This is a genomic window from Burkholderia sp. Bp8963 (assembly GCF_003854275.1).
In the GTDB taxonomy this organism is placed as follows: domain Bacteria; phylum Pseudomonadota; class Gammaproteobacteria; order Burkholderiales; family Burkholderiaceae; genus Burkholderia.
Window position 1 is genome coordinate 1 of the sequence record NZ_QTQP01000043.1, and the last position, 24906, is coordinate 24906.

Sequence of the window (24906 nt, forward strand, 5' to 3'; positions counted from 1 at the left end):
TCGCAGTTCGTCAACAACTTTCTTTACTACCTCGTTGCGACTGCGGGGTTCATCTTCCTTGGCCAGCCAAACGTCTAACAAGACATCCGGCCAACTTCGCTTCCCCTCTCCCGCGCCGCGTTGCCGTTAGCGCGAAAGAGGCGTGATTGTAGGCATCTGCCCCGACGTGTGCAAGGGGGTGACGCAGTTTTTCACATTGTTCAGCAAGCTGCCCGAACATCATGCTGCGGTGCGAGACCGCGTATAGCGCACAGAACGGACTAGAATAAGAGGTTCACCGCCCCTTTCTATACGTATTTAACATGCGCCAGCGAATCGCCAAACGTCTCCCTCCCGATGCCGACAAACTGGTCGGCCTGTCGCTTGCGCTCTTCGCATCCGGCAGCCGCATCGAGGACCGCTTCTGGGAAGCAAAGCTCGATGCGCTGCTCGCAAAGATCGTGCGCAACGGTAACCAGACCACGCTCGACGCGGCCCTTGATCATCTGCAGCAGAACCATCCCGACGCGTATGGCGCACTCGCCGACATGGCCGAGACGCACAGCGAGTCAATGGTGGTCGAGCACGACGGCCAGCCGTACGACGCGCTGCTGGTCGCGGTGCCCGTGCTGGCCTGGACGCGCTACATGATCCCGTCGGGTCCGCTCAAGGGCGATGTCGTCGATGCCCTGCGCACGCATCTGCAGGCGCACGTGCTCGCCAGCGGCACGCTCGTCGGGCTTGCTCCGTTCCTCTACAGCATCGACCAGTTGCCACGGCACCACGTCGAGACCTACCGGCTCGCGCAGCAGCTCGCGCACGCCGCGCTTGGCCAGCACGCCGCCAAGATCAATTACGGGGACCTGCCCGAAACGTCGCCGATCCTGGCAGACCCGCGCTTCCTGCTCGCGGTCGTGGCCGCTCCCGCGGGTGCGTCGCTGTTCCGCTGGCAGGAAGAAGAGCATGGCGCCCGAATCGAGCGAGGCCAATGCCTCGAACAATGGACAGCGCAAGGTGGCCCCAATCTCGCGCTCGCGTTGCCAGGGTGCGAGTTCGAATGCCTGCTTCCGGACGCGTACTATTCGGCGTGCCGCGATGCGGACGAACGCGTGCGTCCGCACACCGTGCGAACCGCCATTCGTTATCTTTTCGACACACTTGGTGCAGCACCGCAGGAACTGCGTGCGGTGGTCGCCGGATTCGGCGAGCGCCGGATCGACGAGTACCGGGTCGGATTCACGCGCCGCGGCAATAACGACGTGATCTATGGCGTCGTCTGGCCGCTTTACGGCCGCGAAAACGGCGATGTTGCAATCGACAACGCGACGCTCGAAAGCGACATGCCGATCGAAGGCCCGCTCGAGGAAATCGTGAGCCTGCTGAAGGAATGCGGTGTAACGGACGTCCGCCGGCATGCGGGCCGCTTCGAGCCCGAATACTGCGACGATTGCGGCGTTCCGCTGTACGCGGATCCGCTCGGCGAAATCGTCCACGCCGAAATGCCGGAAGACGCGTCGCCCGCGCAACCGCACTTCCACTGACACGCACGCACGGCCCAAACGGCCACCCGTCGCAAGCCGCTCCAGGTCACTGCCGGAGCGGCTTTTTTCTTGCCCACAAATCTTTCGGACTTATCCTAAGCCATTCAGCCAAGCAGACATCATGTAAGGTATTTGTCATCATCAAGCCCAAGGCATGACGCCGGCAGCTCAATGACTCACCCTTATGGAGGCTGAATATGCGGTTCCTGGTGCTCAACTCAGACGCGGAGCGGCGTGACGGACTGAAGGTCTTGTTGCGGCAGATCGATCGCCACGCCGGATACAACGAAGCGCCTGACGGCTTCCAGGCCCGTCGGGTATTGCGCAGTCAGCGTTTCGATCTGGTCGCGATCGACTGGCAGGACGTCGGCCGGCTCAGCGAACTTCAGGCGCTCTGCAGCGCCTGCGCCCCTGCCCCCGCCGCAGTGCTGATCGACGAGCCCACGCCGGAAGTCGTGCGGCGGCTCTTCAATTGCGGCGTCACTGGCGTGATCCCGCGCTCCACGCGGCCCTACCTGATCGTGCGCGCACTCGAGATGGTTCTGCTCGGCGGACATTACATCCCGCCGATCGCCCTCAACCTCCTGCCATCGTCGTTCGCGGCCCGCCATGACTCACATCTCGAGGAACTCGCCGGATCGATTCCCCGCCGCCCGCCATCCCGGATCCTGTCGCCACGGCAAGCGCAGATCATGCGTTTCGTCCACATGGGCAGCACCAACAAGATGATCGCCCGCACGCTCGGCATCAGCGAAGGCACGGTGAAAATTCATCTCGCGAGCATTTTCCAGCAGCTCGGCGCAGCCAATCGCGCCGCCGCGGTCGCGATCTACAACGGCTGGCTGTCCCCGCATCTCGAGGTGCTGTTGTCGAACCGCGACAGCACACGCCGGCCGTCGCTCGGCGAGCGCGGCCCGATGCCGCTGCGTGCAATGTGCGCCGACCGCAAGTACCCGTCGCCTGCTGCGAACGACGGCCTTCAGAACACTCCACAGGCCGCCGAGCCGCCGGCGCGGTTCCGCCGCGATCGCTAGCCGGACGGGACAGTCTCAATATTGCGACGGTCGATGCTCGTGTGGATTCCCACCTTTGATGTTCAACGAGTAATATGGACGCATGGGTTTCCTCTTCACACCGCTTCCGCTCTGGGTTGGCGTCGGTGGCTGGATCGCCGCCGTGGCGTTGCTCGCGCTGGCGATATGGAATCGCCCGTTCGTCCGGCTTCAGGACGCGACGCTTCAGCACGTCTGGCTTGCGCTCGTCACGGCGATCATGGTCCTCTGGGCGTCGAACGCCTGGCTCGAGGACGGGCTCGTCATGCACCTGCTCGGCGCGACCCTGCTCGTCACGTTGTTCGACTGGACGCTTGCGCTGATCGCGATGGGTGCCGTCACGGCGGTCGCCGCGATCATCTTCGACGCACCCTGGCAGGGCATCGGGCTGACATACCTGATCTACGGCGCGTTGCCGGTCGTGGTGTCGTCGTTGCTGCAGCGCGCCGCGATCGCGTGGTTGCCGCACAACCTGTCGTCGTTCATCACGGGCCAGGGGTTCCTGTCGCCGGCGATCACGATCGTCGTGGTGGCAGCGGCAGCAGCCGGCGTGCAGCTCGCGCTTGCGGACGGCGCCGCGATCGTGATCCCGTCCGGCTACCTGTTGAACACCACGTTGCTCGCCCTCGGCGAAGCCTGGTTCACCGGCCTCGCGACTGCACTCATCGCCGTCTATCGTCCGGCCTGGGTCACGACGTTCGACGTCCGCCGCTATCGCCTTGGCGGACCGCGCGCATAAGTCTCCGTCGGTCGGCGATCTGGCCGCGATGCCGTTGAGTGTCCCGACGCATCGCTTGCGCGGCACACGAGAGTGCCCCGTCTACTGCTGCACGATTTTTTTGCGCTAAGATTGAACTCCTGCTCTTCATCGGGCCTCTATACGTGCCCGATGTCTCATTCGCTCCTCACCAATAACCAGATGGACAGCTCACCCGCCTCGCTCCGGATTTTCAGAGCGTTCGGCAAGCTGGCAGCCTGTGTCGCGGGTCTGTCGCTTGCGCTCCCGGCGCCGGTACTCGCCGACCTACTCGACCAGCGCTCCGAACTGATCAACAAATTCGTCAACGACATGCACGCCGACCCGCTCGTCGCAGACTGCGCGGCACACGGCAGCTTCATCGCCAGCACGTCGTCGGCCTTCGATCGCGTCGATTTCCCGTCGAATGCATTCGACAACGGCAACGCAGCGATCACGCCATGGAACGACTCGTTCGATCAAGGCAAACAGCGCACCAAGGTCGACAATATCGTCACCGTCGACGGGCTCGGCATTCGCAAGGACGGCGGCGCCCCCACACCGTTGAAGTTCCGCTGCGGCTACGTCGGCCAGCAGATGCTCGCGTTCAGCTGGAACGACCCGGTTCCGCCGCTGAAACCGCGCGTCGAACGGCCTGCGCCGACGACGAAGAAATTCAAGGGCAAATCGGCCAAGGGCAAGGCCAAGGCAAAAGCGACGGGCCGCACCACCAGGCAGGCTGTCGCAATGAAGAAATCCACCGGCCAGAAGAAAGCCGTGAAGAAGAAATCGTCGGCGAAAAAGTCCTGACACGACCGACGACCGGTCGACAACGACAGACGCAAAAAAGTCGGGGCATCAAACGATGCCCCGACTTTTTTTCTTGCGTTCGACAGCTGCCGAGTATGCGCTTACGCGAAGGTTTCGACCTGACGCAGGATCGCAGCAAGCATCGCCGCGCCGAGCGCCGCGCTGCGTTCGCCGTTCCAGCCGACACGCTCGTCGGGCAGGTTCGCATTGTCCTTGAACGGCATCTCGAGCGTCAGCGACAGGCAGCCGAACTGATGCCCGATGTATTTCGACGCAAGCTTGAGCGCATCCTCCTTGTACTTGCTTGCCGCGTAGCCGTGCTCGTCCTGGAAATCAGGGCTCGCGACCTTGAACGCGTCGATGAAGGCCGTCTGCGCCTTCCCCTGCTGCTCGGTGAAGCTCGGCAGCATCTCCGAGCCCGCGACGAACACATAGGGCAGATCCTCGTCGCCGTGAATGTCGAAGAACATGTCGCAGCCGATCGCATGGATCGCATTGCGTACGACCAGCACTTCGGGGCTGCGCATCGCGTCCGGCTCCATCCATTCGCGGTTCAGGTTCGCGCCGGCCGCGTTGGTACGCAGGTTGCCATGCACGCTGCCATCCGGGTTCATGTTCGGCACGATATGGAACGTCACTTGGTCGTAGAGCTTGCGCGCGACCGGATCGCCCGCCCAGTCGCCCCACCCGGCCAGGCGCTTCACGAGCCCCTCGACGAACCATTCGGCCATCGTCTCGCCGGGATGCTGACGCGCGATGATCCACACGTTTTTCTTCGGCGCGCCGCCGGTCTCGGGCGTGCCGAGCGTCAGCAGCGACATCGGTCGCCCTTCGACGGTCCGGCCGAGCTCGGTCACGCTCGCGTGGGGCAATTGCTGGACCGCGCCGAGAAACGCTGCATGCCGCTCTTCCGAGTACGGCTCGAAGTACGCGTAATGGATGCTGTCGAATTCGGGCGTATGGTCGATCGTCATCGTCGTGCCGTCGAACGTCGTCGGCACACGGAACCAGTCGACGCGGTCGTAGCTCGCGACCGCGTGGTAATTGCGCCAGCCCGACGGGTACGCGCATTCGGCTGCGTTTTCGAACGTCATCACGCACCGCTCGCCGCGCGCGCCCGTCACGCGGTAGTAGAACCATTGCGCGAACTCGGCCTGGTTGTCGCCGCGCACGCGCAGACGGATCGCGTCCGGGCGCTCGCACGACACGACGTCGATCGCGCCAGCGTCGAAATTACTGGTGATTGAAAGGGTCATCATCTCTCCTTTGTCGACCAGAGTTAGCGCTTTAGCGCTTACTCTGATCCCATGCTTCGCGGTCGACCGGACTTCATGCTTCAGCACTTGCTCCGGCTCCATGCACAGCTGCCCCGGCAGTCTCGTGAATTGCCCGGGCGATCACTCGCCGACACGCCGGCGATATACGTAAGTTGAATCGTTCGACGCGGCGTCGTCGAACGCATAGCCTTCCACCGCGAAATCCTTCAGCGCCTGCGGCTCGGCGATGCGATTCTCGACGACATAACGCGCCATCAGGCCCCGCGCGCGTTTCGCGTGGAAGCTGATGATCTTGTAGCGGCCGCCCTTCCAGTCCTCGAACACCGGCGTGATGACGGGCGCGGTCAGCAGTTTCGGCTTGACCGACTTGAAGTATTCGGTCGACGCGCAATTGATCAGCACGCGCGATGCCCCGCTGCGCGTGTCCAGCTGCTCGTTCAGCGCCCGCGTGATCCGGTCGTCCCAGAACGCATAGAGATCCTTGCCGCGTGCGTTCGCGAAACGCGTGCCCATCTCGAGCCGGTAAGGCTGCAGCAGGTCGAGCGGGCGCAGCAGCCCGTACAGCCCCGACAGCACGCGCACGTGCCGCTGCGCGTAGTCGAGATCCGCGGCCGACAGCGATTTTGCGTCGAATCCCTCATAAACGTCGCCGTTGAACGCAAGCACGGCCTGCTTCGCGTTCGCCGTGGAAAAAACCGGCGACCAGTCCGCGTAGCGCTGGAAGTTCAGGCGCGCGAGCGGATCGGAAATGTCCATCAGCGTCGCGATGTCCTGCGGCGACAGCTTGCGCAGGCCGTCGATCAGCTCCGACGCGTCGTCGACGAACGCCGGCTCGGTGTAGGTCGGGACATGGGCGGGGGTGTCGTAGTCGAGGGATTTCGCGGGAGAGAGAACGATTATCATAGAGGCTCGCTGGCACGCCGTGCCGCGCGGTCAGACGAAAACCACCGATTGTAACGAATGCCCAGCTCCCTCGCCCCGCACGCCGAATGTCGCGTCGTGCTCGATTCGAACGTCTGGATCGATATTCTTGTCTTCGACGATCCCGCCACCCGCCCGATCCGGGCCGCACTGGAACGCGGCACGCTCGTCGCGATGATCGACGGCCGCTGCAGGACCGAACTCGAGCATGTGCTCGACTATCCGCAATTCCAGGCACGCGCGGTCGACAAGGCCGCCGCGCTCGCGACCGTCGCGCGTCTCGCACGTCATGTCGAGCCGCCCCCCGTCGATGCCGACGCGCCGCCGCTGCCGAAATGCAAGGACCGCGACGACCAGAAGTTTCTCGAACTGGCTCGCGCCGTGCAGGCCGATTGGCTCGTATCGAAGGACCGGGCGCTGCTGAAGCTTGCCAAACGCACCGCGCGCGACTTCGGTTTCCGGATTGCGCAGCCCGCGCCATTCGTCGACGCCTGCGCGCTCGACACGGCGACGGCCCGAACCGCAACGCCGGCCTGACCCGAGCCGCGCCCATTTCTTCCGACTGTCCCGATGAACGCTCCTTCCGACATGCCTACGACTCCCGTTTTTCCTTCGCGCCTGCCGAACGTCGGCACGACGATCTTCACGGTCATGAGCGCGCTCGCCGCCGAGAAAGGCGCCGTGAACCTCGGCCAGGGCTTTCCGGATTTCGATTGCGACCCGCGCATCGTCGATGCGGTCGCGGCCGCGATGCGCAGCGGCCATAACCAGTACCCGCCGATGGCCGGCGTCGCGCCGCTGCGCGAAGCGATCGCGGACAAGATCGCGCACGTCTACGGCCGCCGCTACGACCCGGCGACCGAGATCACGGTGACGGCCGGCGCGACACAGGCGCTGCTCACCGCGATCCTGTGCGCGGTGCATCCGGGCGATGAAGTGATCGTCGTCGAGCCGACCTACGACAGCTATCTGCCGTCGATCGAGCTCGCGGGCGGCAAGCCGGTATTCGTCACGCTCGAAGCGCCGGACTACGCGATCCCGTTCGATCGCGTCGCGGCCGCGATCACGCCGAAGACACGCATGATCCTGATCAACACGCCGCACAACCCGACCGGCACCACATGGCGCGAGGCGGACATGCGCAAGCTCGAGGAGATCGTGCGCGGCACCAACGTGCTGATCGTTTCCGACGAAGTGTACGAACACATGGTGTATGACGGCGCGCGCCACGAAAGCGTCGCGCGCTATCCGGAGCTGGCCGCGCGCAGCTTCATCGTGTCGAGCTTCGGCAAGACCTATCACGTGACGGGCTGGAAGGTCGGCTATGTCGCCGCGCCCGCCGCATTGACCGCGGAGTTCCGCAAGATCCACCAGTTCAACGTATTCACGGTGAATACGCCGATGCAGCTCGGGCTCGCCGACTACATGCGCGACCCGGCGCCCTACCTGACGCTCGCCGATTTCTATCAGAACAAGCGCGACTTTTTCCGCGCCGGCCTCGAGCGCACCCGCTTCAAGCTGCTGCCGTGCTCGGGCACGTATTTCCAGTGCGTCGACTATTCGGCGATCAGCGATCTGCCCGAAGCCGAGTTCTCGAAGTGGCTCACCGCGGAAGTCGGTGTCGCCGCGATTCCGGTGTCGGCGTTCTATCACGAGCCGCACGAGTCGGGCGTCGTGCGCTTCTGCTTCGCGAAGCAGGAAAGCACGCTCGCGACGGCGCTCGAACGGCTCTCGCGCCTGTAAGCGACAGCGTTTACCACATACGGGCGACGACGTGTCGCCCGCTTCCCGACTCGCGCGCGGCACCCTGCCGACGCCCATGCCCTGCGCATCGCGGGGCATGCGTTATAACGTCACTGCGACCGCCACTGCGCCCCGCACTGCGCTCACGGGCGCTTGCCGTTCGCCGCCGCGAGATACGCCTTGCGATCGTCGGCGACACGTTGCGCCGCCGGACGTTCGGCGACCTTCTGCGCGTGTGCCTTCCAGTCGATGCCGGCTTCGAGCAGGAAATCGCGGCCGAAGATCGCCTTCGTCGCCATCCCGATCACGGGCAGGTGGATCGATGCGGCGATGTCGGCCAATCCGAACGAGTCGCCGAGCACATACGGCGAGAACCGCGTCATCTTCTTGAATGCATCGATCGCGCGCGGCAGGCGCTTCTCGACGTGCGCCTTCATCCCGTCGCTGACTTTCCCGCCGAAGAATGCTTCCGTATAGACTTCGCGCGCGGTCCATTCGAGATACAGTTCGAGCGTCTCGACGAGTTCGCGCACCTTCGCGGCCGCAAACGGGTCGGACGGGAAAATCGGCTTGTCCGGATAGCGCGCCGCAAGATATTCAATGATCACCTGCGATTCGAACAGCGCGCCCTGTTCGGTCTTCAGGAACGGAATCTTGCCGAGCGGCGTATCGGCCAGCACGGCCGGGTCGACGATCGGCAGGCCGCACGTCGATTCCTCGAACGGAATACCGTACTCGAGCAGGACGAATTTCACCTTGTTGTAATAGTTGGACAACGGAATACCGCACAGCTGTAGCATCGGAGCCTCCTTCCTCGCTGGGACGCGGCCGGATCGACGCCTGGCACGCGGGGATTCGTCGCGCTGAAAAGCACGTTCGTGCTAGTCTAAAACAGTTTCGCGTCCGCCACGACGTCCATATATTCAAGGTAGCAGCATCGCCGGCTGCCGATACAACGGATTCGGCATCGCTCGCGACCGCGCCATCCGATGGAGACACACTCGCATGAGTGCTGAACTGCTGGCATCACGCCCACCCGAAAGCGAATCGACGCTTGTCCTCACGTTATCCAACCCCGGTACACGCAACGCACTTCACCCCGACATGTACGCAGCGGGCGTCGAAGCGCTCGCCACCGCCGAACGCGACCCCGCGATTCGCGCGGTCGTGCTCACGGGCGCCGACCGCTTCTTCTGCGCAGGCGGCAACCTGAACCGGCTGCTCGACAACCGTTCGAAGGATCCGGCGTACCAGGCCGACAGCATCGATCTGCTCGGTGCGTGGGTCGCCGCGATCCGCGCATCGACGAAGCCGGTCATCGCGGCGGTCGAAGGCGCCGCGGCCGGCGCTGGCTTCTCGCTCGCACTCGCCTGCGACCTGATCGTCGCCGCGCGCGACGCGAAGTTCGTGATGGCATATGCGCGCGTCGGCCTGACGCCGGACGGCGGCGGCTCGTGGTTCCTCGCCCGCGCGCTGCCGCGCGCACTCGCCGCGGAGATCCTGTTCGAAGGCAAACCCGTGATGGCCGAGCGCCTGCACGCGCTCGGCGTGGTCAATCGCGTCGCGGCACCCGGCGCCGCACTCGCCGATGCACTCGCATGGGCGGACACGCTTGCCGGCATCTCGCCGAACGCGCTGACACGCATCAAGGCGTTGCTCGACGACGCCGCCGCGCAACCGCTCGACGCACATCTCGTGACCGAGCGCGACCATTTCGTCGCGTCGCTGTATCACGCGGACGCGCACGAAGGCATCACCGCGTTTCTTGAAAAACGTCCGCCCGTCTACAAACGCTAAGCCCGCCATGTCACGTTACGAGCTGCCCCAACGCCGCCGCATCTACCTGATGCGGCACGGCGACGTCACCTATTTCGACGCTTCCGGACGCGCGATCGATCCCGACAGCGTGCCGCTCAACGCCCGCGGCCGCGATCAGGCGAGCGCCGCCGGCCGCGCGTTCGCCGAACAGGACATACGCTTCGACCGCGTGATCGCAAGCGGCCTGCCGCGCACGATCGAAACCGCGCAACGCGTGCTCGCGGAAACCGGGCAACGCATCGACATCGAGATCGAACCCGCGTGGCGCGAAATCCGTGGCGGGCATCTGGCAGAGATTCCGTCGGACCAGCATCGCGACGCATTCCTGCGCGTGCTCGACGGCATCGTGCCCGAAGACACGCGCTTTCTCGGCGGCGAAACGATCGGCGAACTGATCGACCGCGTGCTGCCGCCGCTCGACGCGCTGCGGGCCGACCCGACATGGGACACCGTGCTGCTCGTGCTGCACGGTGGCGTCAACTGCGCATTGCTGTCGCATGCGACGGTGCCCGGACAGCGGATCTTCATCGGCCACCTGTCGCAGTCGACCGGCTGCATCAACGCGCTCGACGTCGGCGACGCGCCGCACGACTGGGTGATCCGCCTGCTCAATTACTCGCCGCCGGAAGCGCTGCACCGGGACACGCGCAACACGACGATGGAAGTGCTGTATCAGCAGTACCAAGAGTTCGCGCAACCCTGATCGTCACATCGCCTGGAGGAGACACGATGGCGCATCCGAACGATAACGCGCCGCAAGGCACCGATTACGCGGCGTTCGTTGGCACCACACCGGTCGGCGAGCGGCAGCGCTTCGACACCGCCGCGCTGTCTCGCTGGCTTGCCGAGCACGTCGACGGCTTCGCGGGACCGCTCTGCGTCGAGCAGTTCAAGGGCGGCCAGTCGAACCCGACCTTCAAGCTCGTCACGCCATCGCGCAGCTACGTGATGCGTGCGAAACCCGCGCCCGCCGCGAAGCTGCTGCCGTCCGCGCACGCGATCGAGCGCGAATTCCGCGTGATGGCCGCGCTGGCCGGCACCGACGTGCCGGTCGCGCAGATGCACGCGTTATGCGAAGACGAACGCGTGATCGGCCGCGCGTTCTACGTAATGGCGTTCGTCGACGGGCGCGTGCTGTGGGACCCGTCTCTTCCCGGCATGTCGCCCGCCGCGCGGGCCGCGCATTTCGACGAGATGAATCGCGTGATCGCCGCGCTGCATGCGCTCGATCCGGCTACGATCGGGCTGGCGGACTACGGCAAGCCCGGCAACTACTTCGCGCGGCAGATCGGTCGCTGGAGCAAGCAGTATCTTGCGTCGGAGACCGAACCGATCGACGCGATGCATCGCCTGATCGGCTGGCTCCCGCTTCACATGCCGCCCGACACCGCGGACGAAAACCGTCCCGCTTCCGTCGTGCACGGCGACTATCGCCTCGACAACCTGATCTTCCACCCGGACGAGCCGCGCGTGCTCGCGGTGCTCGACTGGGAACTGTCGACGCTCGGCGATCCGCTCGCCGATTTCGCGTACCACTGCATGACGTGGCACGTCGATCCGCAGCAGTTCCGCGGCATCGCCGGACTCGACTGGCACGCGCTCGGCATCCCGGACGAAGCGCACTACGTCGCGCGGTACTGCGAACGCACCGGCCTGTCGATCCGGGCCGACTGGAATTTCTACCTGGCCTACAACATGTTTCGCATCGCGGCGATCCTGCAGGGGATCATGAAGCGCGTCGTCGACGGCACTGCATCGAGCGCGCAGGCGCTGGACGCCGGCCGGCGCGCGCGGCCGATGGCGGAACTGGCGTGGCAGTACGCGCTGAAGGTGCGCTGAACGTACGTAGAAGGTGCGCTGAAGCGCGAAGCGCACCGCCCCATTCCCCGACGTTTTCCGACAGCGAGGCCGACGATGCACTTCGACTATTCCCCGAAAGTCCAGGCGTTACGCGAGAAGCTGCTCGCGTTCTTCGAAACGCACATCTACCCGAACGAGCAGGCGTTCTACGACGAGATCGCCCGCAATCGCCGCGACGGCAACGCATGGCGTCCGGTCGAGCTGCTCGAGACGCTGAAGGCCGAAGCGCGCAACGCAGGCCTGTGGAACCTGTTCCTGCCCGATTCGGCACACGGCGCGGGCCTGACCAACGTCGAATACGCGCCGCTTTGCGAGATCATGGGACGTGTGCCGTGGGCGCCCGAAGTGTTCAACTGCAACGCGCCGGACACCGGCAACATGGAAACGCTCGAGCGTTACGGCAGCGACGAGCACAAGCGCACGTGGCTCGAGCCGCTGCTCGACGGGCGGATCCGCTCGGCATTCCTGATGACGGAACCTGAAGTCGCATCATCGGACGCGACGAACATCCGCACCCGCATCGAACGCGACGGCGACGAGTACGTGATCAACGGCCACAAGTGGTGGTCGTCCGGCGCGGGCGACCCGCGCTGCAAGCTGTACATCGTGATGGGCAAGACCGATCCGTCGGCGCCGCGCCACGCGCAGCAGTCGATGATCCTCGTGCCGTCCGACACGCCCGGCGTCACGGTGCGCCGGCCGCTGAACGTGTTCGGCTATGACGACGCACCGCACGGCCACATGGAAATCACGCTGAAGAACGTGCGCGTGCCGGCGTCGAACCTGCTGCTCGGCGAGGGACGTGGCTTCGAGATCGCACAGGGCCGCCTCGGGCCCGGCCGCATCCATCACTGCATGCGGCTCGTCGGGCTCGCCGAACGCGCACTCGAGCTGATGTGCAAGCGCGCGCTGAAGCGCGTCGCGTTCGGCAAGCCGATCGCCGACCGGACGGTCACGCAGGAGCGGATCGCCGAAGCGCGCTGCCTGATCGAGCAGGCGCGCCTGCTCACGCTGAAGACGGCCTACATGATGGATACCGTCGGCAACAAGGCCGCGCGCGGCGAGATCGCGATGATCAAGGTGGTCGCACCGAACATGGCGTGCCAGGTGATCGACTGGGCGATCCAGGCGCATGGCGGTGGCGGTGTCAGCGACGACTTCCCGCTCGCGTATGCGTACGCATCGGCGCGCACGCTGCGCTTCGCCGACGGCCCCGACGAAGTGCACCGCATCGCGATCGCGAAACTGGAGCTCGCGCGCTACGCCGGATAGCACGAAGCGGGCGTCTGCAGCGCGCGCCGATCCATGCTCTAATGACCGCCTGTCGCGGCGCCCGTGAGGCCCCCTGAGGTGCCGCTTTCGCGCATGCAACCATGGAGTTGACGATGATCGACGTCTACAGCTGGGCGACCCCGAACGGCCACAAGGTGCATATCCTGCTCGAGGAAACCGGCCTCGCGTATCGCGTGCACCCGATCGATATCGGCAAGGGCGACCAGTTCACGCCGGAGTTCCTGAATATCAGCCCGAACAACAAGATCCCCGCGATCGTCGACCCGGACGGCCCGGGCGGCAAGCCGATCGCGCTGTTCGAGTCCGGCGCGATCCTGATCTATCTCGCGGAAAAGACCGGCCGCTTCCTGCCGACGGACCCGGCCGCGCGCTACGCGACACTGCAATGGCTGATGTTCCAGATGGGCGGCATCGGCCCGATGCTCGGGCAAGCGCATCACTTCCGCCTCTACGCGCCCGAACAGATCGATTATGCGGTCAACCGCTACACGAACGAAGCGAAGCGCCTGTACAACGTGATGGAAAAGCGGCTCGGCGAAACCGCGTATCTCGCCGGCGACGAGTACACGATTGCAGACATTGCGACGTTCCCGTGGACGCGTTCGTGGCAAAACCAGGGGGTCGTGCTCGACGAATTGCCGAACGTGAAGCGCTGGCACGAAGCGATTGCCGCGCGTCCCGCCGTGCAGCGCGGCGTCGAGGTGCTGGCGTCGCTGCGCCAGCCGCTGCAGGACGACAAGGCGCGCGAAGTGCTGTTCGGTGCAACGCAGTACGCGAAGCACTGAGCGCCGCGCATGGGGCCGCGCATGGGGCCACACCTTGTGTCGCGCCCCCATGCGCGAACCCGAACGCGCGTCAGAAATAATGCAGCGTGATGAACTCCGCCGCGCACACGACTAGCGGCGTTTCGGCACTATCGGCACCATCGACGCGTTCGACCTGCATCGATACGGACCACGTGACCTGCACGCCACCCTGCGCGACGTCAGCGGTTTCCTTCACCGCGAACAGCGCGCGCACGCGCGCGCCGACCGGCACCGGCTTCAGGAAGCGCACGCGGTTCAGGCCGTAGTTCACCCCCATCCTCTGCTCGAAGCGCATCGCCTCGGCCATCAGCGCGGGAATCAGCGACAGCGTCAGGAAGCCATGCGCGATCGGGCCGCCGAACGGCGACTCGCGCCGCGCGCGCTCGGGATCGACGTGAATCCACTGATGGTCGCCCGTCGCGTCGGCGAACCCGTCGACGCGGTGCTGGTCGACCTCCATCCAGCCGCTCGCGAGCGGCGCTTCGCCGACGCGCGCGGCAAGTGCCTGCGCCGATGCGATCAGCGGCAGCGTAACTTCGGTCATGCGTTCCCTCCTGCCGGATCGCGCAGCCCGAAAATCACCTTCGAGCGCACGGTGATCACCGTCTCGCCGCTGCCGTTGACGCCGATCCATTCGGTCGACACGATGCCGCGATCGGGCTTGCTCCCGGATACGCGCTTGTCGTTGATCTTCTGGTACATCGTGATCGTGTCGCCGGCGCGCACGGGCTTGAGCCAGCGGATCTCGTCGATGCCGGGCGACCCCATGCCGGTCGAGCCCGGCAGCACATTGCGCACGAGCATGCCCATGAACACGGAACAGGTATGCCAGCCGCTCGCGATGAGCCCGCCGAACGGCGACGCCGCCGCAGCGACCTCGTCGACATGGAACGGCTGCGGGTCGTAGCGCTCCGCGAACGCCTTGATGTCGTCCGCCTCGAACGTATAGCGGCCGACTTCGGTGGTACTGCCCACTACCAGGTCTTCGTAACTGACGCCCATGTTGTCTCTCCTTGTGTGACGCGCAGGCGCGCTGCCGTCATGCGGCTTCGGCCTGCATGAAGTCGGGCAATGCCGCGATGCGGGCGAGATGATGATCGGTATCGCCGAGCGTCGTCTCGATGATCGCAAGCCGCTTGAACAGATGCGCGGCGGCGACCTCGTTGGTCACGCCCATTCCGCCGTGCAGCTGGACCGCCTGCTGGCCGACGAAGCGCGCAGCCTGGCCGACCCGCGCCTTCGCTGCGGACACGGCCTTGCGTCGCGCATTCGCGTCGTCGCTCGCATAACGCACCGCTGCCAGATAGGTCAGCGAACGCGCCTGCTCCGCGTGGATCAGCATGTCGACCATCCGGTGCTGCAACGCCTGGAAACGCGCGATCGGCACGCCGAACTGCTCGCGCGTCTTCGTATATTCGACCGTTGCGCGATTCAGTTCGTCGAGTGCGCCGATCGCTTCCGCGCACAGCAGCACGGTCGCATAGTCGGCGACCTGCTCGAGCGCCGCCGCGTCGCGTGCGCCGCCCGTCAGCAGGCGCGCGGGTGTGTCGTTGAAACGGATCGTGGCCGCGCGCTGCCCGTCGATCGTCCGATAGTCGACGACATCCGTGCCTGCCGCCGCCTGCTCGACGACCAGCAGGCCCACCGCGCCATCGTCGAGCCGCGCGGGCACGATCCACGCGCTGGCCTGCGCACCATGCTGCACGACCGATTTGGCGCCGGTCACGCGATATGTGCCATCCTGGCCCCGCGCATGCGTGTCGAGCGCGAACAGGTCGTAGCGCGCGTGCGGTTCGTGGAATGCGACAGCAACGCGCGCCTGCCCTTGCGCGACGCGTTCCAGCAGCGCGGCATCCTGAGCGCTTGCGGTCCCGGCGACGCGCAACGCCTCGACGCCGACCGCAGTCGCCCAGTACGGCTCGACGACGAGCGCGCGGCCGAGTTCCTGCATCACGACCAGCATGTCGACCGCGTTCCCGCCGAAACCGCCCTGCGCGTCCGGCACCGGCAGCGCCGTCAGGCCGAGCTCCGCGAACGCCTGCCATTGCGTGTCCGACACGCCGGCATCGCTGCGCACGATCGCCTGGCGCGCTTCGAAGCCATACTGTTCGCCGAGATAACGACGCAGCGCGTCGGCGAATTGCTGCTGCTCATCGGTAAAGGTGAAATCCATATACCGCTCCTCACAGTCCGAGAATCATCTGCGCGATGATGTTCTTCTGAATTTCGTTCGACCCGCCATAGATCGACGTCTTGCGGAAGTTAAAGTAGTACGCGGCGAGCGGCGCGGCATCATCGTCGCCGGCGGCGCTATGGTCGCGCTCGCCTTCGAGGAATCGCACGTCGAACGGCGCCGCGAGCGGGCCGATCGCTTCGAACATCAGCTCGGTGAGCGCCTGCTGCACCTCGGTGCCCTTGATCTTCAGCATCGACGCTTCGGGGCCCGGCCCCTTGCCGCTCGTCTCGCGGCTGACCACCCGCAGCACGGTCACCTCGAGCGCCATCAGCTCGACCTCGAGCGCCGCGACCTTCGCGGCGAACACCGGATCGGCGAGCAGCGGCTTGCCGTTCTTCTGCTGGTTCAGCGCCACCCGCTTCAGGAACGCGAGTTCGCGCTTCGACCCGCCGACACGGGCGATCCCCGTGCGTTCGTGCCCGAGCAGGTATTTCGCATAGGTCCAGCCGCGGTTCTCATCACCGACGAGGTTCTCGACCGGCACCTTCACGTCCTCGAAAAACACCTCGTTGACTTCGTGATCCTCGTCGAGCGTGATGATCGGCCGCACGGTGATGCCCGGCGTCTTCATGTCGATCAGCAGGAACGAGATGCCCTCCTGCTTCTTTGCGGCGGGATCGGTGCGCACGAGGCAGAACATCATGTCGGCGTGCTGGCCGAGCGTCGTCCAGGTCTTCTGTCCGTTGACGACGTAATGATCGCCGTGGCGCTCGGCCCGCGTGCGCAGCGACGCGAGATCCGAGCCGGAACCCGGCTCCGAGTAGCCCTGGCACCACCAGTCGGAACCGTCGAGTATGCGCGGCAGGTAGCGGCGCTTCTGCGCGTCGCTGCCGTACTTCATCAGCACCGGCGCGACCATCGACACGCCGAATGGCAGCACGGTCGGCGCACCGATCCATGCGCACTCCTCGTCCCAGATGTGCCGCTGCGTCGCGTTCCAGCCCGGGCCGCCATATTCGGCCGGCCACGCAGGCGCCGACCACCCGCGCTGGCCGAGAATCCGGTGCCAGCTCGCGTAGTCTTCGCGGTTGAGTCGTTTGTGATCGAGAACCTTGGCGCGCAGCGCGTGAGGCAGGTTGGCCTCGAGCCATGCGCGAATGTCGGCGCGGAACGCGTCGTCGGCGGGGGAATAATCCAGATCCATGCGAAGTGTCTCCTCGCCGCGGCCGACCGGCCCGGCAAGGACACGCTGCGCAGGCTTATTGCAGCGGTTCTTTCAGCGCGGCAGGAATCGGCAGCGGCATCACGTCGATGCCTTCTTCAACCAAGGCTTGCGCATCCTCGGGCGTCGTGACGCCCCGGATGCTGCGCGCCGGCGCTTCGTTGTAATGGATGCGCCGCGCTTCCTCGGCAAAGCGCTCGCCCACGTTCTCGGTCTTCTCCAGTACCTCGCGCAGCGCGCGCATCACCTGCGCCTGCAGCGCGCGCGGATCGGCCGGCTTCGCCTGCGTCGCGCCCGACAGGTTCAGGCGCGGCGCGGACGGCATGCGGCTGACCTCGGTCGCCCCGCACACCGGACATTCGACCAGCTTGCGGGACAACTGCGCTTCGAATTCATCGGCGGAAGCGAACCAGCCTTCGAACCGATGACCGTGCGGGCACTGTAAATCGAGGACCTTCATGCTGAATCAGGGCGTTTGACGAGTGTAGCGCAAAAAGCGATTTTGTGAACGATCGTGCTAAATCAGAATCCGACGGCGCCGCGGCGCCGTGTCATCAAATTGTAGCGCGGCGTTCCCGCGACCGCTGAAACCGTCAGGGCGTGACTGCCGGGCCGAGCGGCCAGGTGCCGGACAGTGCCTTTTCGAGCCACATCGTGCCGATGATCGTCTTCACGTCGGTGATCTGGCCGGTCCGCACCCATTCAAGCACGTCCGGCAGCGTCGCGGTGAAGGTCTCGAGGAATTCGCCGTCGTCGAGCTTGCGCTCGCCGGCCGTCAGGCCACGCGCGAGATACAGGTCGATGAACTCGGTCGAGTAGGAAATGATCGGGTGAATTCGCGCGAGGAACACGTATTCGCGCGCGGTATAGCCCGTTTCTTCGCGCAGCTCGCGCACCGCGCACGCGAGCGCCCCTTCGTTCGGGTCGAGCTTGCCGGCCGGGAATTCGGCCATCACCTTGCCGATCGGGTAGCGGTACTGGCTTTCCATCAGCACGCGGCCGTCGTCGAACAGCGGGATCACCATCACCGCGCCCGGGTGCTGCACGTATTCGCGCGTGGCGTGCTTGCCGTCGGGCAGGCGCACAGTGTCACGCTTGAGCTTGAGGAACGCGCCGTCGAAGATGGCCTCGCTTTCGAGACACGTTTCGGTCAGTGCGGCGTCGTGATTCGGCAATTCGGCCATCGGCGGCTCCAAGGTTGAGCGCGACGGCCAGGGAAACAGGCCCTGTGCCGTCAGCGTCGTTTGACGAGATACTGGAACGTGAAGCCGGGAAACGCGAACACGATGAAGAGACTGAACGTGATCGCGTAAAACTGCCAGCCTTGTTCAAAACGGTTGCCGGCGCGCGATTCGAGCCAGAAGCCGAGCGCGCCGACGACGAAGTACAGCACGATCAGCTCGCCGATCCGCACCCACGCGCTCTTCTTCGTCGCACCGAGCGGCACGACGGCGAAGAGGCGTTGGTTCAGGAACGGCAGGTTGGCGCCCGCGAGCGCCAACAGCACGATAAACCAGCCGGCTGCCGACATTAGAGCGGCAGCGTGTGACGAACTGCCTGCAGGCAGGCCGTCAGCAGCGGGCTCGGGATCAGGCCGAGCACGACGACCGCGACGCCGTTCAGCGCCAGGATCGTGCGCTTGCAGAAATCGCCGGTGATCGGCGTCGAATCCTGCGGTGCATCGAAGTACATCAGCTTGACGATGCGCAGGTAGTAGAACGCGCCGAACAGCGACGTGATCACCGCAAGCACGGCCAGCCACGTGAGGCCCGCGTTGACGGTCGCCTCGAGCACCGCGAGCTTCGCATAGAAGCCGACGGTCGGCGGGATGCCGGCCAGCGAGAACATCATCACCATCATCACGAACGCGAACACCGGGCTGCGCTTGTTCAGGCCCTTGAAGTCGTCGATCGTTTCCGCTTCGAAATCGCGGCGGGCGAGCAGCATGACCACACCGAACGAGCCGAGCGTCGTGATCAGGTACACGATCGCGTAGAACATCGCCGAGCTGTATGCGCTCGCCGGTGCCGTCGCGTCGCCCTTCACGATGCCCGCGAGCAGGCCGAGCAGCACGAAGCCCATGTTCGAGATCGCCGAGTACGCGAGCATCCGCTTGATGTTGCGCTGGACGATACCGGTGATGTTGCCGACGATCAGCGACAACGCGGCGAGGATCACGAGCGCCGTCTGCCAGTTCTGCGCGAGCGGCAGCAGGCCCATCACCAGGAAGCGCAGACCCCAGCCGAAAGCCGCGACCTTCGGGCCGCCGCCGACGAACAGCGTCATCGCGGTCGGTGCGCCCTGGTAGACGTCCGGCACCCACATGTGGAACGGCACGGCGCCGAGCTTGAACGCGACACCGGCGACGATGAAGATCACGCCGAACATCAGCACGGCCGGATCGGTGTTGCCTTCGACGGCCTTGTACACCTCGCCCAGCTCGAGCGAGCCGGTCGCGCCGTAGAGCATCGAGATGCCGTACAGCACGAAGCCCGACGCGAGCGCGCCCAGCACGTAGTACTTCATCGCGGCTTCGCTCGACTGCGCCGCATCGCGACGCAGTGCGATGACCGCGTACAGCGACAGCGACATCAGTTCCAGACCAAGATACAGCGTCAGGAAGTTGTTGCCCGACACCATGACCAGCTGGCCGAGCAGCGAGAACATGCCGAGCAGGAACACGTCGCCGCGGAACAGGTCGCGATCTTCGAGGTACTTGCGCGAATAGACGAGCGTCACCGCGAAGCCGAACGACACGACGGCCTTCATCAGACTCGCGAACGAGTCGACGACGATCATCTTCGAGAAGAAGTAGTACTGCTGCGGGTCGAGCGCCTGCACGGCGAACCAGACGCCGGCGACCACCGACGACACCACCGCGATCAGGTAGGTCAGGCGGCGGCCGGCCGCGCCGGTAAAGGTGTCGTTCAGCCATGCGACGACGATGGCGGCCATCACCAGCGCGTCAGGCAACAGGACATTCATAGGAGCGTTTTGCATGATCTTGATTTCCTCCGCTCGCGCTTACTGGGCCAGCGGCAGCTTCGACTGCGCGACGTGAGAGAGGAGGTTCTCCACGGAAACGTGCATCACGTCGGTGAAGGGCTTCGGATACAGGCCCATCAGCATCGTAAAGGCGGCGAGAATCGCCAGCATCGTGAACTCGCGGCGGTTGATGTCCTTGAGCTTCGCGACGTGATCGTTCGCAACCGCGCCGAAGTACACGCGCTTGTACATCCACAGCGTGTAGGCTGCGCCGAGGATCAGCGTGAACGCCGCGCCGAACGCGATCCAGAAGTTGTACTGGACCGACGCGAGGATCACCATGAACTCGCCGACGAAACCCGACGTACCCGGCAGGCCGCAGTTGGCCATCGAGAACAGCATCGCGAATGCCGCGAACTTCGGCATCACGTTCACGACGCCGCCGTAGGCCGAGATCTCGCGCGAGTGCACGCGGTCGTACAGCACGCCGATGCAGAGGAACATCGCGCCCGACACGAAGCCGTGCGAGATCATCTGCACGATCGCGCCTTCGACGCCGAGCTGGTTGAAGATGAAGAAGCCGAGCGTGACGAAGCCCATGTGCGCGATCGACGAATACGCGACCAGCTTCTTCATGTCGGCCTGCACCATCGCGACGAGGCCGATGTAGATCACCGCGATCAGCGACAGCGTGATCACGACGGGCGCCAGGAAGTGGCTTGCGTCAGGCGTGATCGGCAGCGAGAAGCGCAGGAAACCGTACGCGCCGAGCTTCAGCATGATCGCCGCCAGCACGACCGAGCCGCCCGTCGGCGCTTCCACGTGCGCGTCCGGCAGCCAGGTGTGCACCGGCCACATCGGCACCTTCACCGCGAACGCGAGGAAGAACGCAATGAACAGCATGATCTGCGGCGTCATCGCGATCTTCGCGTTCTGCCACGTCGCGAGGTCGAACGAGTGCGTTTCCGTGTACAGGTAGATCAGCGCGACCAGCATCAGCAGCGAGCCGGCGAGCGTGTACAGGAAGAACTTGAACGCCGCGTACACGCGGTTCGGGCCGCCCCACACCCCGATGATGATGTACATCGGGATCAGCGTCGCCTCGAAGAACACGTAGAACAGCAGGCCGTCGGCCGACGAGAACACGCCGACCATGATCCCCGACAAGATCAGGAATGCCGCCAGGTACTGCGCCACGTGCTCGGTGATCACTTCCCAGCCCGCGATCACGACGACCACGGTGATCAACGCGGTCAGCACGACGAACCACATCGAGATGCCGTCGACGCCGAGGTGATACGTGATGTTGAAGCGCTCGATCCACGTCGACTGCTCGACGAACTGCAGCGCGGCCGTGCTGGCATCGAAGCCGGTGACGAGCGGAATCGTCACCGCGAGCCCGAGCAGCGAGCCGATCAACGCGAGCCAGCGTGCCGGCCCCGGATTTTTATCGTTACCCACCGCGAGCACGAGGAGGCCGAAGACGATCGGCAACCAGATCGCGGTACTGAGAATCGGAAAAGCGTGCATTGTTCTTGTCCCCCCGCCTTATTTGCCGCCGAGCGTTACAAACAGGGTCAGGAGCCCCAGCATGCCGATGATCATGGCGAACGCGTAGTGATAGATGTAACCGGATTGGAGGAAGCGGATCACACCGGCGAACCAGCCGATGAACCGGGCGCTGCCATTGACGAGGCCGTCGATCACGACGACGTCGCCCTCCTTCCACAGGCCGCGGCCGATCGCTACCGAACCGCGGGCGAACACCACTTCGTTGATCTTGTCCATGTAGTACTTGTTGTCCAGCAGCGTGTAGATCGGACCGAACGCGCGACGGATCGACGCCGGCAGTTCCGGACGCTTCAGGTACAGGAACCATGCGACGACGACGCCGGCGAGCGCGAGGTACACCGGCAGGCCGGACACCGAGTGCAGGCCCATCGACCACCAGTTGGTGAACTCATGGCCCATTTCCTCGAGCGCCGGGTGGTTTTCGCCGATGAAGATCACCTTCTCGAACGCCACGCCATGCTGGAAGAAGTCGCCGAACAGCATCGGGCCGACCGCAAACGCACCGATGATCACCGACGGAATCGCGAGCAGGACCAGCGGCACCCACACGACCCACGGGGTCTCGTGCGGCTCGTGCGCGTGGTCGTCGTGACCGTGGCCGTGGCCGTGATCGTCATGACCGTGCGCGGCCGCCGCGCCCATCGGCGATTCCGGATGCTTCGGCTTGCGGAAGCGCTCCTCACCGTGGAACACGAGGAAGTACATGCGGAACGAGTACAGCGCCGTGACGAACACGCTCGCGACGACTGCGAAGTACGCGAAGCCCGAACCCGGCAGGTGCGACAGCTTCACCGCGTCGATGATCGAGTCCTTCGAGTAGAAGCCCGAGAAGAACGGCGTGCCGATCAGCGCGAGCGAACCGACGAGCGACGTGATCCACGTGATCGGCATGTACTTGCGCAGGCCACCCATGTTGCGCATGTCCTGGTCATGGTGCATGCCGATGATCACCGAACCCGCGCCGAGGAACAGCAGCGCCTTGAAGAACGCGTGCGTCATCAGGTGGAACACGGCGACCGGGTAAGCGGACACGCCGAGCGCAACCGTCATGTAGCCGAGCTGCGACAGCGTCGAATACGCGACGACGCGCTTGATGTCGTTCTGGACGATGCCGAGGAAGCCCATGAACAGCGCCGTGATCGCGCCGATCACCGTGATGAACGACAGCGCGGTGTCCGACAGCTCGAACAGCGGCGACATGCGCGTGACCATGAAGATGCCGGCCGTCACCATCGTCGCCGCGTGAATCAGCGCCGAGATCGGGGTCGGGCCTTCCATCGAGTCCGGCAGCCACACGTGCAGCGGGAACTGTGCCGACTTGCCCATCGCGCCGATGAACAGGCAGATGCAGGCGACGGTCAGCAGGCCCCAGTCGGTGCCCGGGAAGTGCAGGCTCGCGAGTTCCGCGCGCTTCGCGAACACTTCGCCGTAATTCATCGAACCCGCGAACGCGAGCAGCAGGCCGATGCCGAGCAGGAAGCCGAAGTCGCCGACGCGGTTCACGAGGAACGCCTTCATGTTCGCGTAGATCGCGCTCTCACGCGTGAAGTAGAAGCCGATCAGCAGGTACGACACCAGACCCACCGCTTCCCAGCCGAAGAACAGCTGCAGGAAGTTGTTGCTCATCACGAGCATCAGCATCGAGAACGTGAACAGCGAGATGTACGAGAAGAAGCGCTGGTAGCCGTCCTCTTCCGACATGTAGCCGATCGTGTAGATGTGCACCATCAGCGAGACGAAGGTCACGACGACCATCATCATCGCGGTCAGCGAATCGACGAGGAAGCCGACTTCCATCTTCAGCGAGCCGACGTTCATCCATTCGTAGACGGTCGCGTTGAAGCTCGCGCCGCCCATCACGTCGACGAAGACTATCGCCGACAGGAGGAACGCGATCATTACGCCGAGGATCGTGATCCGGTGTGCGCCCTTGCGCCCGACTGCGTTCCCGAACAGCCCCGCAATCAGCGAGCCGGCCAGCGGAGCGAGCGGAATCGCCAGCAGCAGGTTTTCATTGAGTGTCGTTGACATAACAGCGTTGCCTGAAATTAACCTTTGAGCTGATCGAGATCCTCGACATTGATCGTGTCGAGCTTGCGGAACAGGGTCACCAGAATCGCGAGACCGATCGCGGCTTCCGCTGCGGCGACGGTCAGCACGAAGAACACGAAGATCTGGCCGTGCACGTCGCCGAGGTAGTGCGAGAACGCGACGAAGTTGGTGTTCACCGCGAGCAGCATCAGTTCGATCGCCATCAGGATGATGATGATGTTGCGGCGGTTCAGGAAGATCCCGACGATGGCGATCGCAAACAGGATCGCGCCGAGCACGAGGTAATGAGCAAGAGTCAACATTTTTCCTATCCTCCGCTTAGCTGTTGGCGCTCGTGCCGGCTTCGCTCTGGGCCGTTTCGGGCTGCGGCTTGTCCGCTTCCATCTTCACGAGGCGCACGCGGTCGTTGCGACGCACCTTGACCTGATCCGACACGCGCTGGCGCTTGCTGTCCTTGCCCTTGCGCTCGGTCAGCGCGACTGCGGCGATGATCGCGACGAGCAGCACGAGGCCCGCAATTTCGAACGCGAAGATGTAGTCGGTGTAGATGATCTTGCCGATCAGGCGCGTGTTCGCCCAGCCGGTGTACGCGCCCGACGCCATCGCATGGACCGGCGCTTCCGTCGCGCCGTAGCCGCGCCACAGGATCAGCGCGGTCTCGACGACGATGATCGCGCCGACGACGGTCGCCATCGGCACGAACTTCTTGAAGTCGCGCCGCAGGAAGTCGATGTTGATGTCGAGCATCATCACGACGAACAGGAACAGCACCATCACGGCGCCCACGTAGACCAGCACCAGCAGGATCGCGAGGAACTCCGCTTCCAGCAGCATCCAGATCGCAGCGGCGTTGAAGAACGCCAGCACAAGGAAAAGCGCAGACGCCACCGGGTTGCGCGAAGTGATCACCTTCAGCCCTGATACCACCAGGAGCAGCGCGAAGATGTAGAACAGTACGGTCGTGAATTCCATGATTACCGGTTCATCGTTAGGCCATAGTCAGGCGCGGCTTGCGAAACGCAGGTCGCGTGCCGCACCCGTCGCGGCGGCTCGGCCCGCACGT

At 64.7% G+C, this 24906-nt stretch carries 26 protein-coding genes; 11 read left to right on the forward strand and 15 right to left on the reverse strand.

Annotated features, from left to right (window positions below):
* The first annotated feature begins 302 nt into the window (after positions 1 to 302).
* The 4 genes from DID96_RS28080 to DID96_RS28095 all read left to right on the forward strand — a co-directional run bounded on the left by DID96_RS28080 (position 303) and on the right by DID96_RS28095 (position 4118).
* Positions 303 to 1520 carry a DUF2863 family protein gene (locus DID96_RS28080; protein ID WP_124602500.1) on the forward strand — a complete coding sequence of 406 codons (1218 nt, stop codon included), beginning with the start codon at positions 303 to 305 and terminating at the stop codon, positions 1518 to 1520.
* A 197-nt stretch (positions 1521 to 1717) separates the two neighbouring features.
* Positions 1718 to 2554 carry a response regulator transcription factor gene (locus DID96_RS28085; protein ID WP_124602501.1) on the forward strand — a complete coding sequence of 279 codons (837 nt, stop codon included), beginning with the start codon at positions 1718 to 1720 and terminating at the stop codon, positions 2552 to 2554.
* 82 nt (positions 2555 to 2636) lie between these two features.
* On the forward strand, positions 2637 to 3311 hold the full coding sequence (locus DID96_RS28090; protein ID WP_124602502.1) for an energy-coupling factor ABC transporter permease: 675 nt from the start codon (positions 2637 to 2639) through the stop codon (positions 3309 to 3311).
* Between the two features lie 150 nt (positions 3312 to 3461).
* On the forward strand, positions 3462 to 4118 hold the full coding sequence (locus tag DID96_RS28095) for a BspC domain-containing protein (protein WP_124602503.1): 657 nt from the start codon (positions 3462 to 3464) through the stop codon (positions 4116 to 4118).
* 101 nt (positions 4119 to 4219) lie between these two features.
* On the opposite strand, the gene DID96_RS28100 is transcribed toward DID96_RS28095, so the two are convergent.
* Entirely contained in the window at positions 4220 to 5374 is a 1155-nt protein-coding gene (locus tag DID96_RS28100; RefSeq protein WP_124602504.1) for a M14-type cytosolic carboxypeptidase, read from the reverse strand.
* Between the two features lie 141 nt (positions 5375 to 5515).
* Positions 5516 to 6298, reverse strand: coding sequence for a peroxide stress protein YaaA (yaaA, locus tag DID96_RS28105; protein WP_124602505.1), 783 nt, complete (start codon positions 6296 to 6298; stop codon positions 5516 to 5518).
* A 57-nt stretch (positions 6299 to 6355) separates the two neighbouring features.
* Between yaaA and DID96_RS28110 the strand changes: the two genes are divergently transcribed.
* Positions 6356 to 6853 (forward strand): putative toxin-antitoxin system toxin component, PIN family, encoded by a 498-nt coding sequence (locus DID96_RS28110; RefSeq protein ID WP_124602506.1) that lies wholly within the window; start codon positions 6356 to 6358, stop codon positions 6851 to 6853.
* Between the two features lie 33 nt (positions 6854 to 6886).
* On the forward strand, positions 6887 to 8059 hold the full coding sequence (locus tag DID96_RS28115; protein WP_124602507.1) for a pyridoxal phosphate-dependent aminotransferase: 1173 nt from the start codon (positions 6887 to 6889) through the stop codon (positions 8057 to 8059).
* A 143-nt stretch (positions 8060 to 8202) separates the two neighbouring features.
* On the opposite strand, the gene DID96_RS28120 is transcribed toward DID96_RS28115, so the two are convergent.
* Positions 8203 to 8859 (reverse strand): glutathione S-transferase, encoded by a 657-nt coding sequence (locus DID96_RS28120; RefSeq protein WP_124602508.1) that lies wholly within the window; start codon positions 8857 to 8859, stop codon positions 8203 to 8205.
* A 205-nt stretch (positions 8860 to 9064) separates the two neighbouring features.
* On the opposite strand from DID96_RS28120, the gene DID96_RS28125 reads away from it, so the two are divergent.
* From DID96_RS28125 to DID96_RS28145, 5 genes are all read left to right on the forward strand, one after another.
* Positions 9065 to 9856 carry an oxepin-CoA hydrolase, alternative type gene (locus DID96_RS28125; protein WP_124602509.1) on the forward strand — a complete coding sequence of 264 codons (792 nt, stop codon included), beginning with the start codon at positions 9065 to 9067 and terminating at the stop codon, positions 9854 to 9856.
* Positions 9857 to 9863: 7 nt separating this feature from the next.
* Positions 9864 to 10580 (forward strand): histidine phosphatase family protein, encoded by a 717-nt coding sequence (locus DID96_RS28130; RefSeq protein ID WP_124602510.1) that lies wholly within the window; start codon positions 9864 to 9866, stop codon positions 10578 to 10580.
* A 26-nt stretch (positions 10581 to 10606) separates the two neighbouring features.
* Complete coding sequence (locus tag DID96_RS28135) at positions 10607 to 11716, forward strand: phosphotransferase (protein ID WP_124602511.1); 1110 nt, start codon at positions 10607 to 10609, stop codon at positions 11714 to 11716.
* A 75-nt stretch (positions 11717 to 11791) separates the two neighbouring features.
* Positions 11792 to 13009, forward strand: a complete 1218-nt coding sequence (locus DID96_RS28140) for an acyl-CoA dehydrogenase family protein (RefSeq protein ID WP_124602512.1) — start codon at positions 11792 to 11794, stop codon at positions 13007 to 13009.
* Positions 13010 to 13122: 113 nt separating this feature from the next.
* The gene (locus DID96_RS28145) at positions 13123 to 13815 is read left to right on the forward strand and encodes a glutathione binding-like protein (RefSeq protein ID WP_124602513.1); all 693 of its coding nucleotides are present in this window, start codon (positions 13123 to 13125) and stop codon (positions 13813 to 13815) included.
* Positions 13816 to 13885: 70 nt separating this feature from the next.
* On the opposite strand, the gene DID96_RS28150 is transcribed toward DID96_RS28145, so the two are convergent.
* From DID96_RS28150 to DID96_RS28205, 12 genes are all read right to left on the reverse strand, one after another.
* Positions 13886 to 14380 (reverse strand): MaoC family dehydratase, encoded by a 495-nt coding sequence (locus DID96_RS28150; RefSeq protein ID WP_124602514.1) that lies wholly within the window; start codon positions 14378 to 14380, stop codon positions 13886 to 13888.
* Positions 14377 to 14838 (reverse strand): MaoC family dehydratase, encoded by a 462-nt coding sequence (locus DID96_RS28155; RefSeq protein ID WP_124602515.1) that lies wholly within the window; start codon positions 14836 to 14838, stop codon positions 14377 to 14379. The genes DID96_RS28150 and DID96_RS28155 overlap by 4 nt, the downstream gene beginning before the upstream one ends.
* Before the next feature lie 37 nt (positions 14839 to 14875).
* Positions 14876 to 16009, reverse strand: coding sequence for an acyl-CoA dehydrogenase family protein (locus DID96_RS28160; RefSeq protein WP_124602516.1), 1134 nt, complete (start codon positions 16007 to 16009; stop codon positions 14876 to 14878).
* A gap of 10 nt (positions 16010 to 16019) precedes the next feature.
* Complete coding sequence (locus tag DID96_RS28165) at positions 16020 to 17216, reverse strand: acyl-CoA dehydrogenase family protein (protein WP_124602517.1); 1197 nt, start codon at positions 17214 to 17216, stop codon at positions 16020 to 16022.
* Between the two features lie 55 nt (positions 17217 to 17271).
* Entirely contained in the window at positions 17272 to 17694 is a 423-nt protein-coding gene (locus tag DID96_RS28170) for a DUF1178 family protein (protein ID WP_124602518.1), read from the reverse strand.
* A gap of 133 nt (positions 17695 to 17827) precedes the next feature.
* Positions 17828 to 18418 carry an NUDIX domain-containing protein gene (locus DID96_RS28175; protein ID WP_124602519.1) on the reverse strand — a complete coding sequence of 197 codons (591 nt, stop codon included), beginning with the start codon at positions 18416 to 18418 and terminating at the stop codon, positions 17828 to 17830.
* Between the two features lie 50 nt (positions 18419 to 18468).
* Positions 18469 to 18765, reverse strand: coding sequence for a DUF2818 family protein (locus DID96_RS28180; protein WP_124602520.1), 297 nt, complete (start codon positions 18763 to 18765; stop codon positions 18469 to 18471).
* Positions 18765 to 20219: an NADH-quinone oxidoreductase subunit NuoN gene (gene nuoN / locus DID96_RS28185; protein ID WP_185732381.1), complete on the reverse strand. Its 1455-nt coding sequence runs from the start codon at positions 20217 to 20219 to the stop codon at positions 18765 to 18767. Before nuoN ends, DID96_RS28180 begins: the two co-directional genes overlap by 1 nt.
* Positions 20220 to 20258: 39 nt before the next feature.
* Positions 20259 to 21749, reverse strand: a complete 1491-nt coding sequence (locus tag DID96_RS28190) for an NADH-quinone oxidoreductase subunit M (protein WP_124602522.1) — start codon at positions 21747 to 21749, stop codon at positions 20259 to 20261.
* Positions 21750 to 21767: 18 nt separating this feature from the next.
* A complete protein-coding gene (nuoL, locus tag DID96_RS28195) occupies positions 21768 to 23822 on the reverse strand; it encodes an NADH-quinone oxidoreductase subunit L (protein WP_124602523.1) in 2055 nt (684 codons plus the stop codon).
* Positions 23823 to 23839: 17 nt separating this feature from the next.
* Positions 23840 to 24145: an NADH-quinone oxidoreductase subunit NuoK gene (gene nuoK, locus DID96_RS28200; RefSeq protein WP_004185739.1), complete on the reverse strand. Its 306-nt coding sequence runs from the start codon at positions 24143 to 24145 to the stop codon at positions 23840 to 23842.
* A 16-nt stretch (positions 24146 to 24161) separates the two neighbouring features.
* A complete protein-coding gene (locus DID96_RS28205; protein ID WP_124602524.1) occupies positions 24162 to 24815 on the reverse strand; it encodes an NADH-quinone oxidoreductase subunit J in 654 nt (217 codons plus the stop codon).
* Between the last annotated feature and the right edge of the window lie 91 nt (positions 24816 to 24906).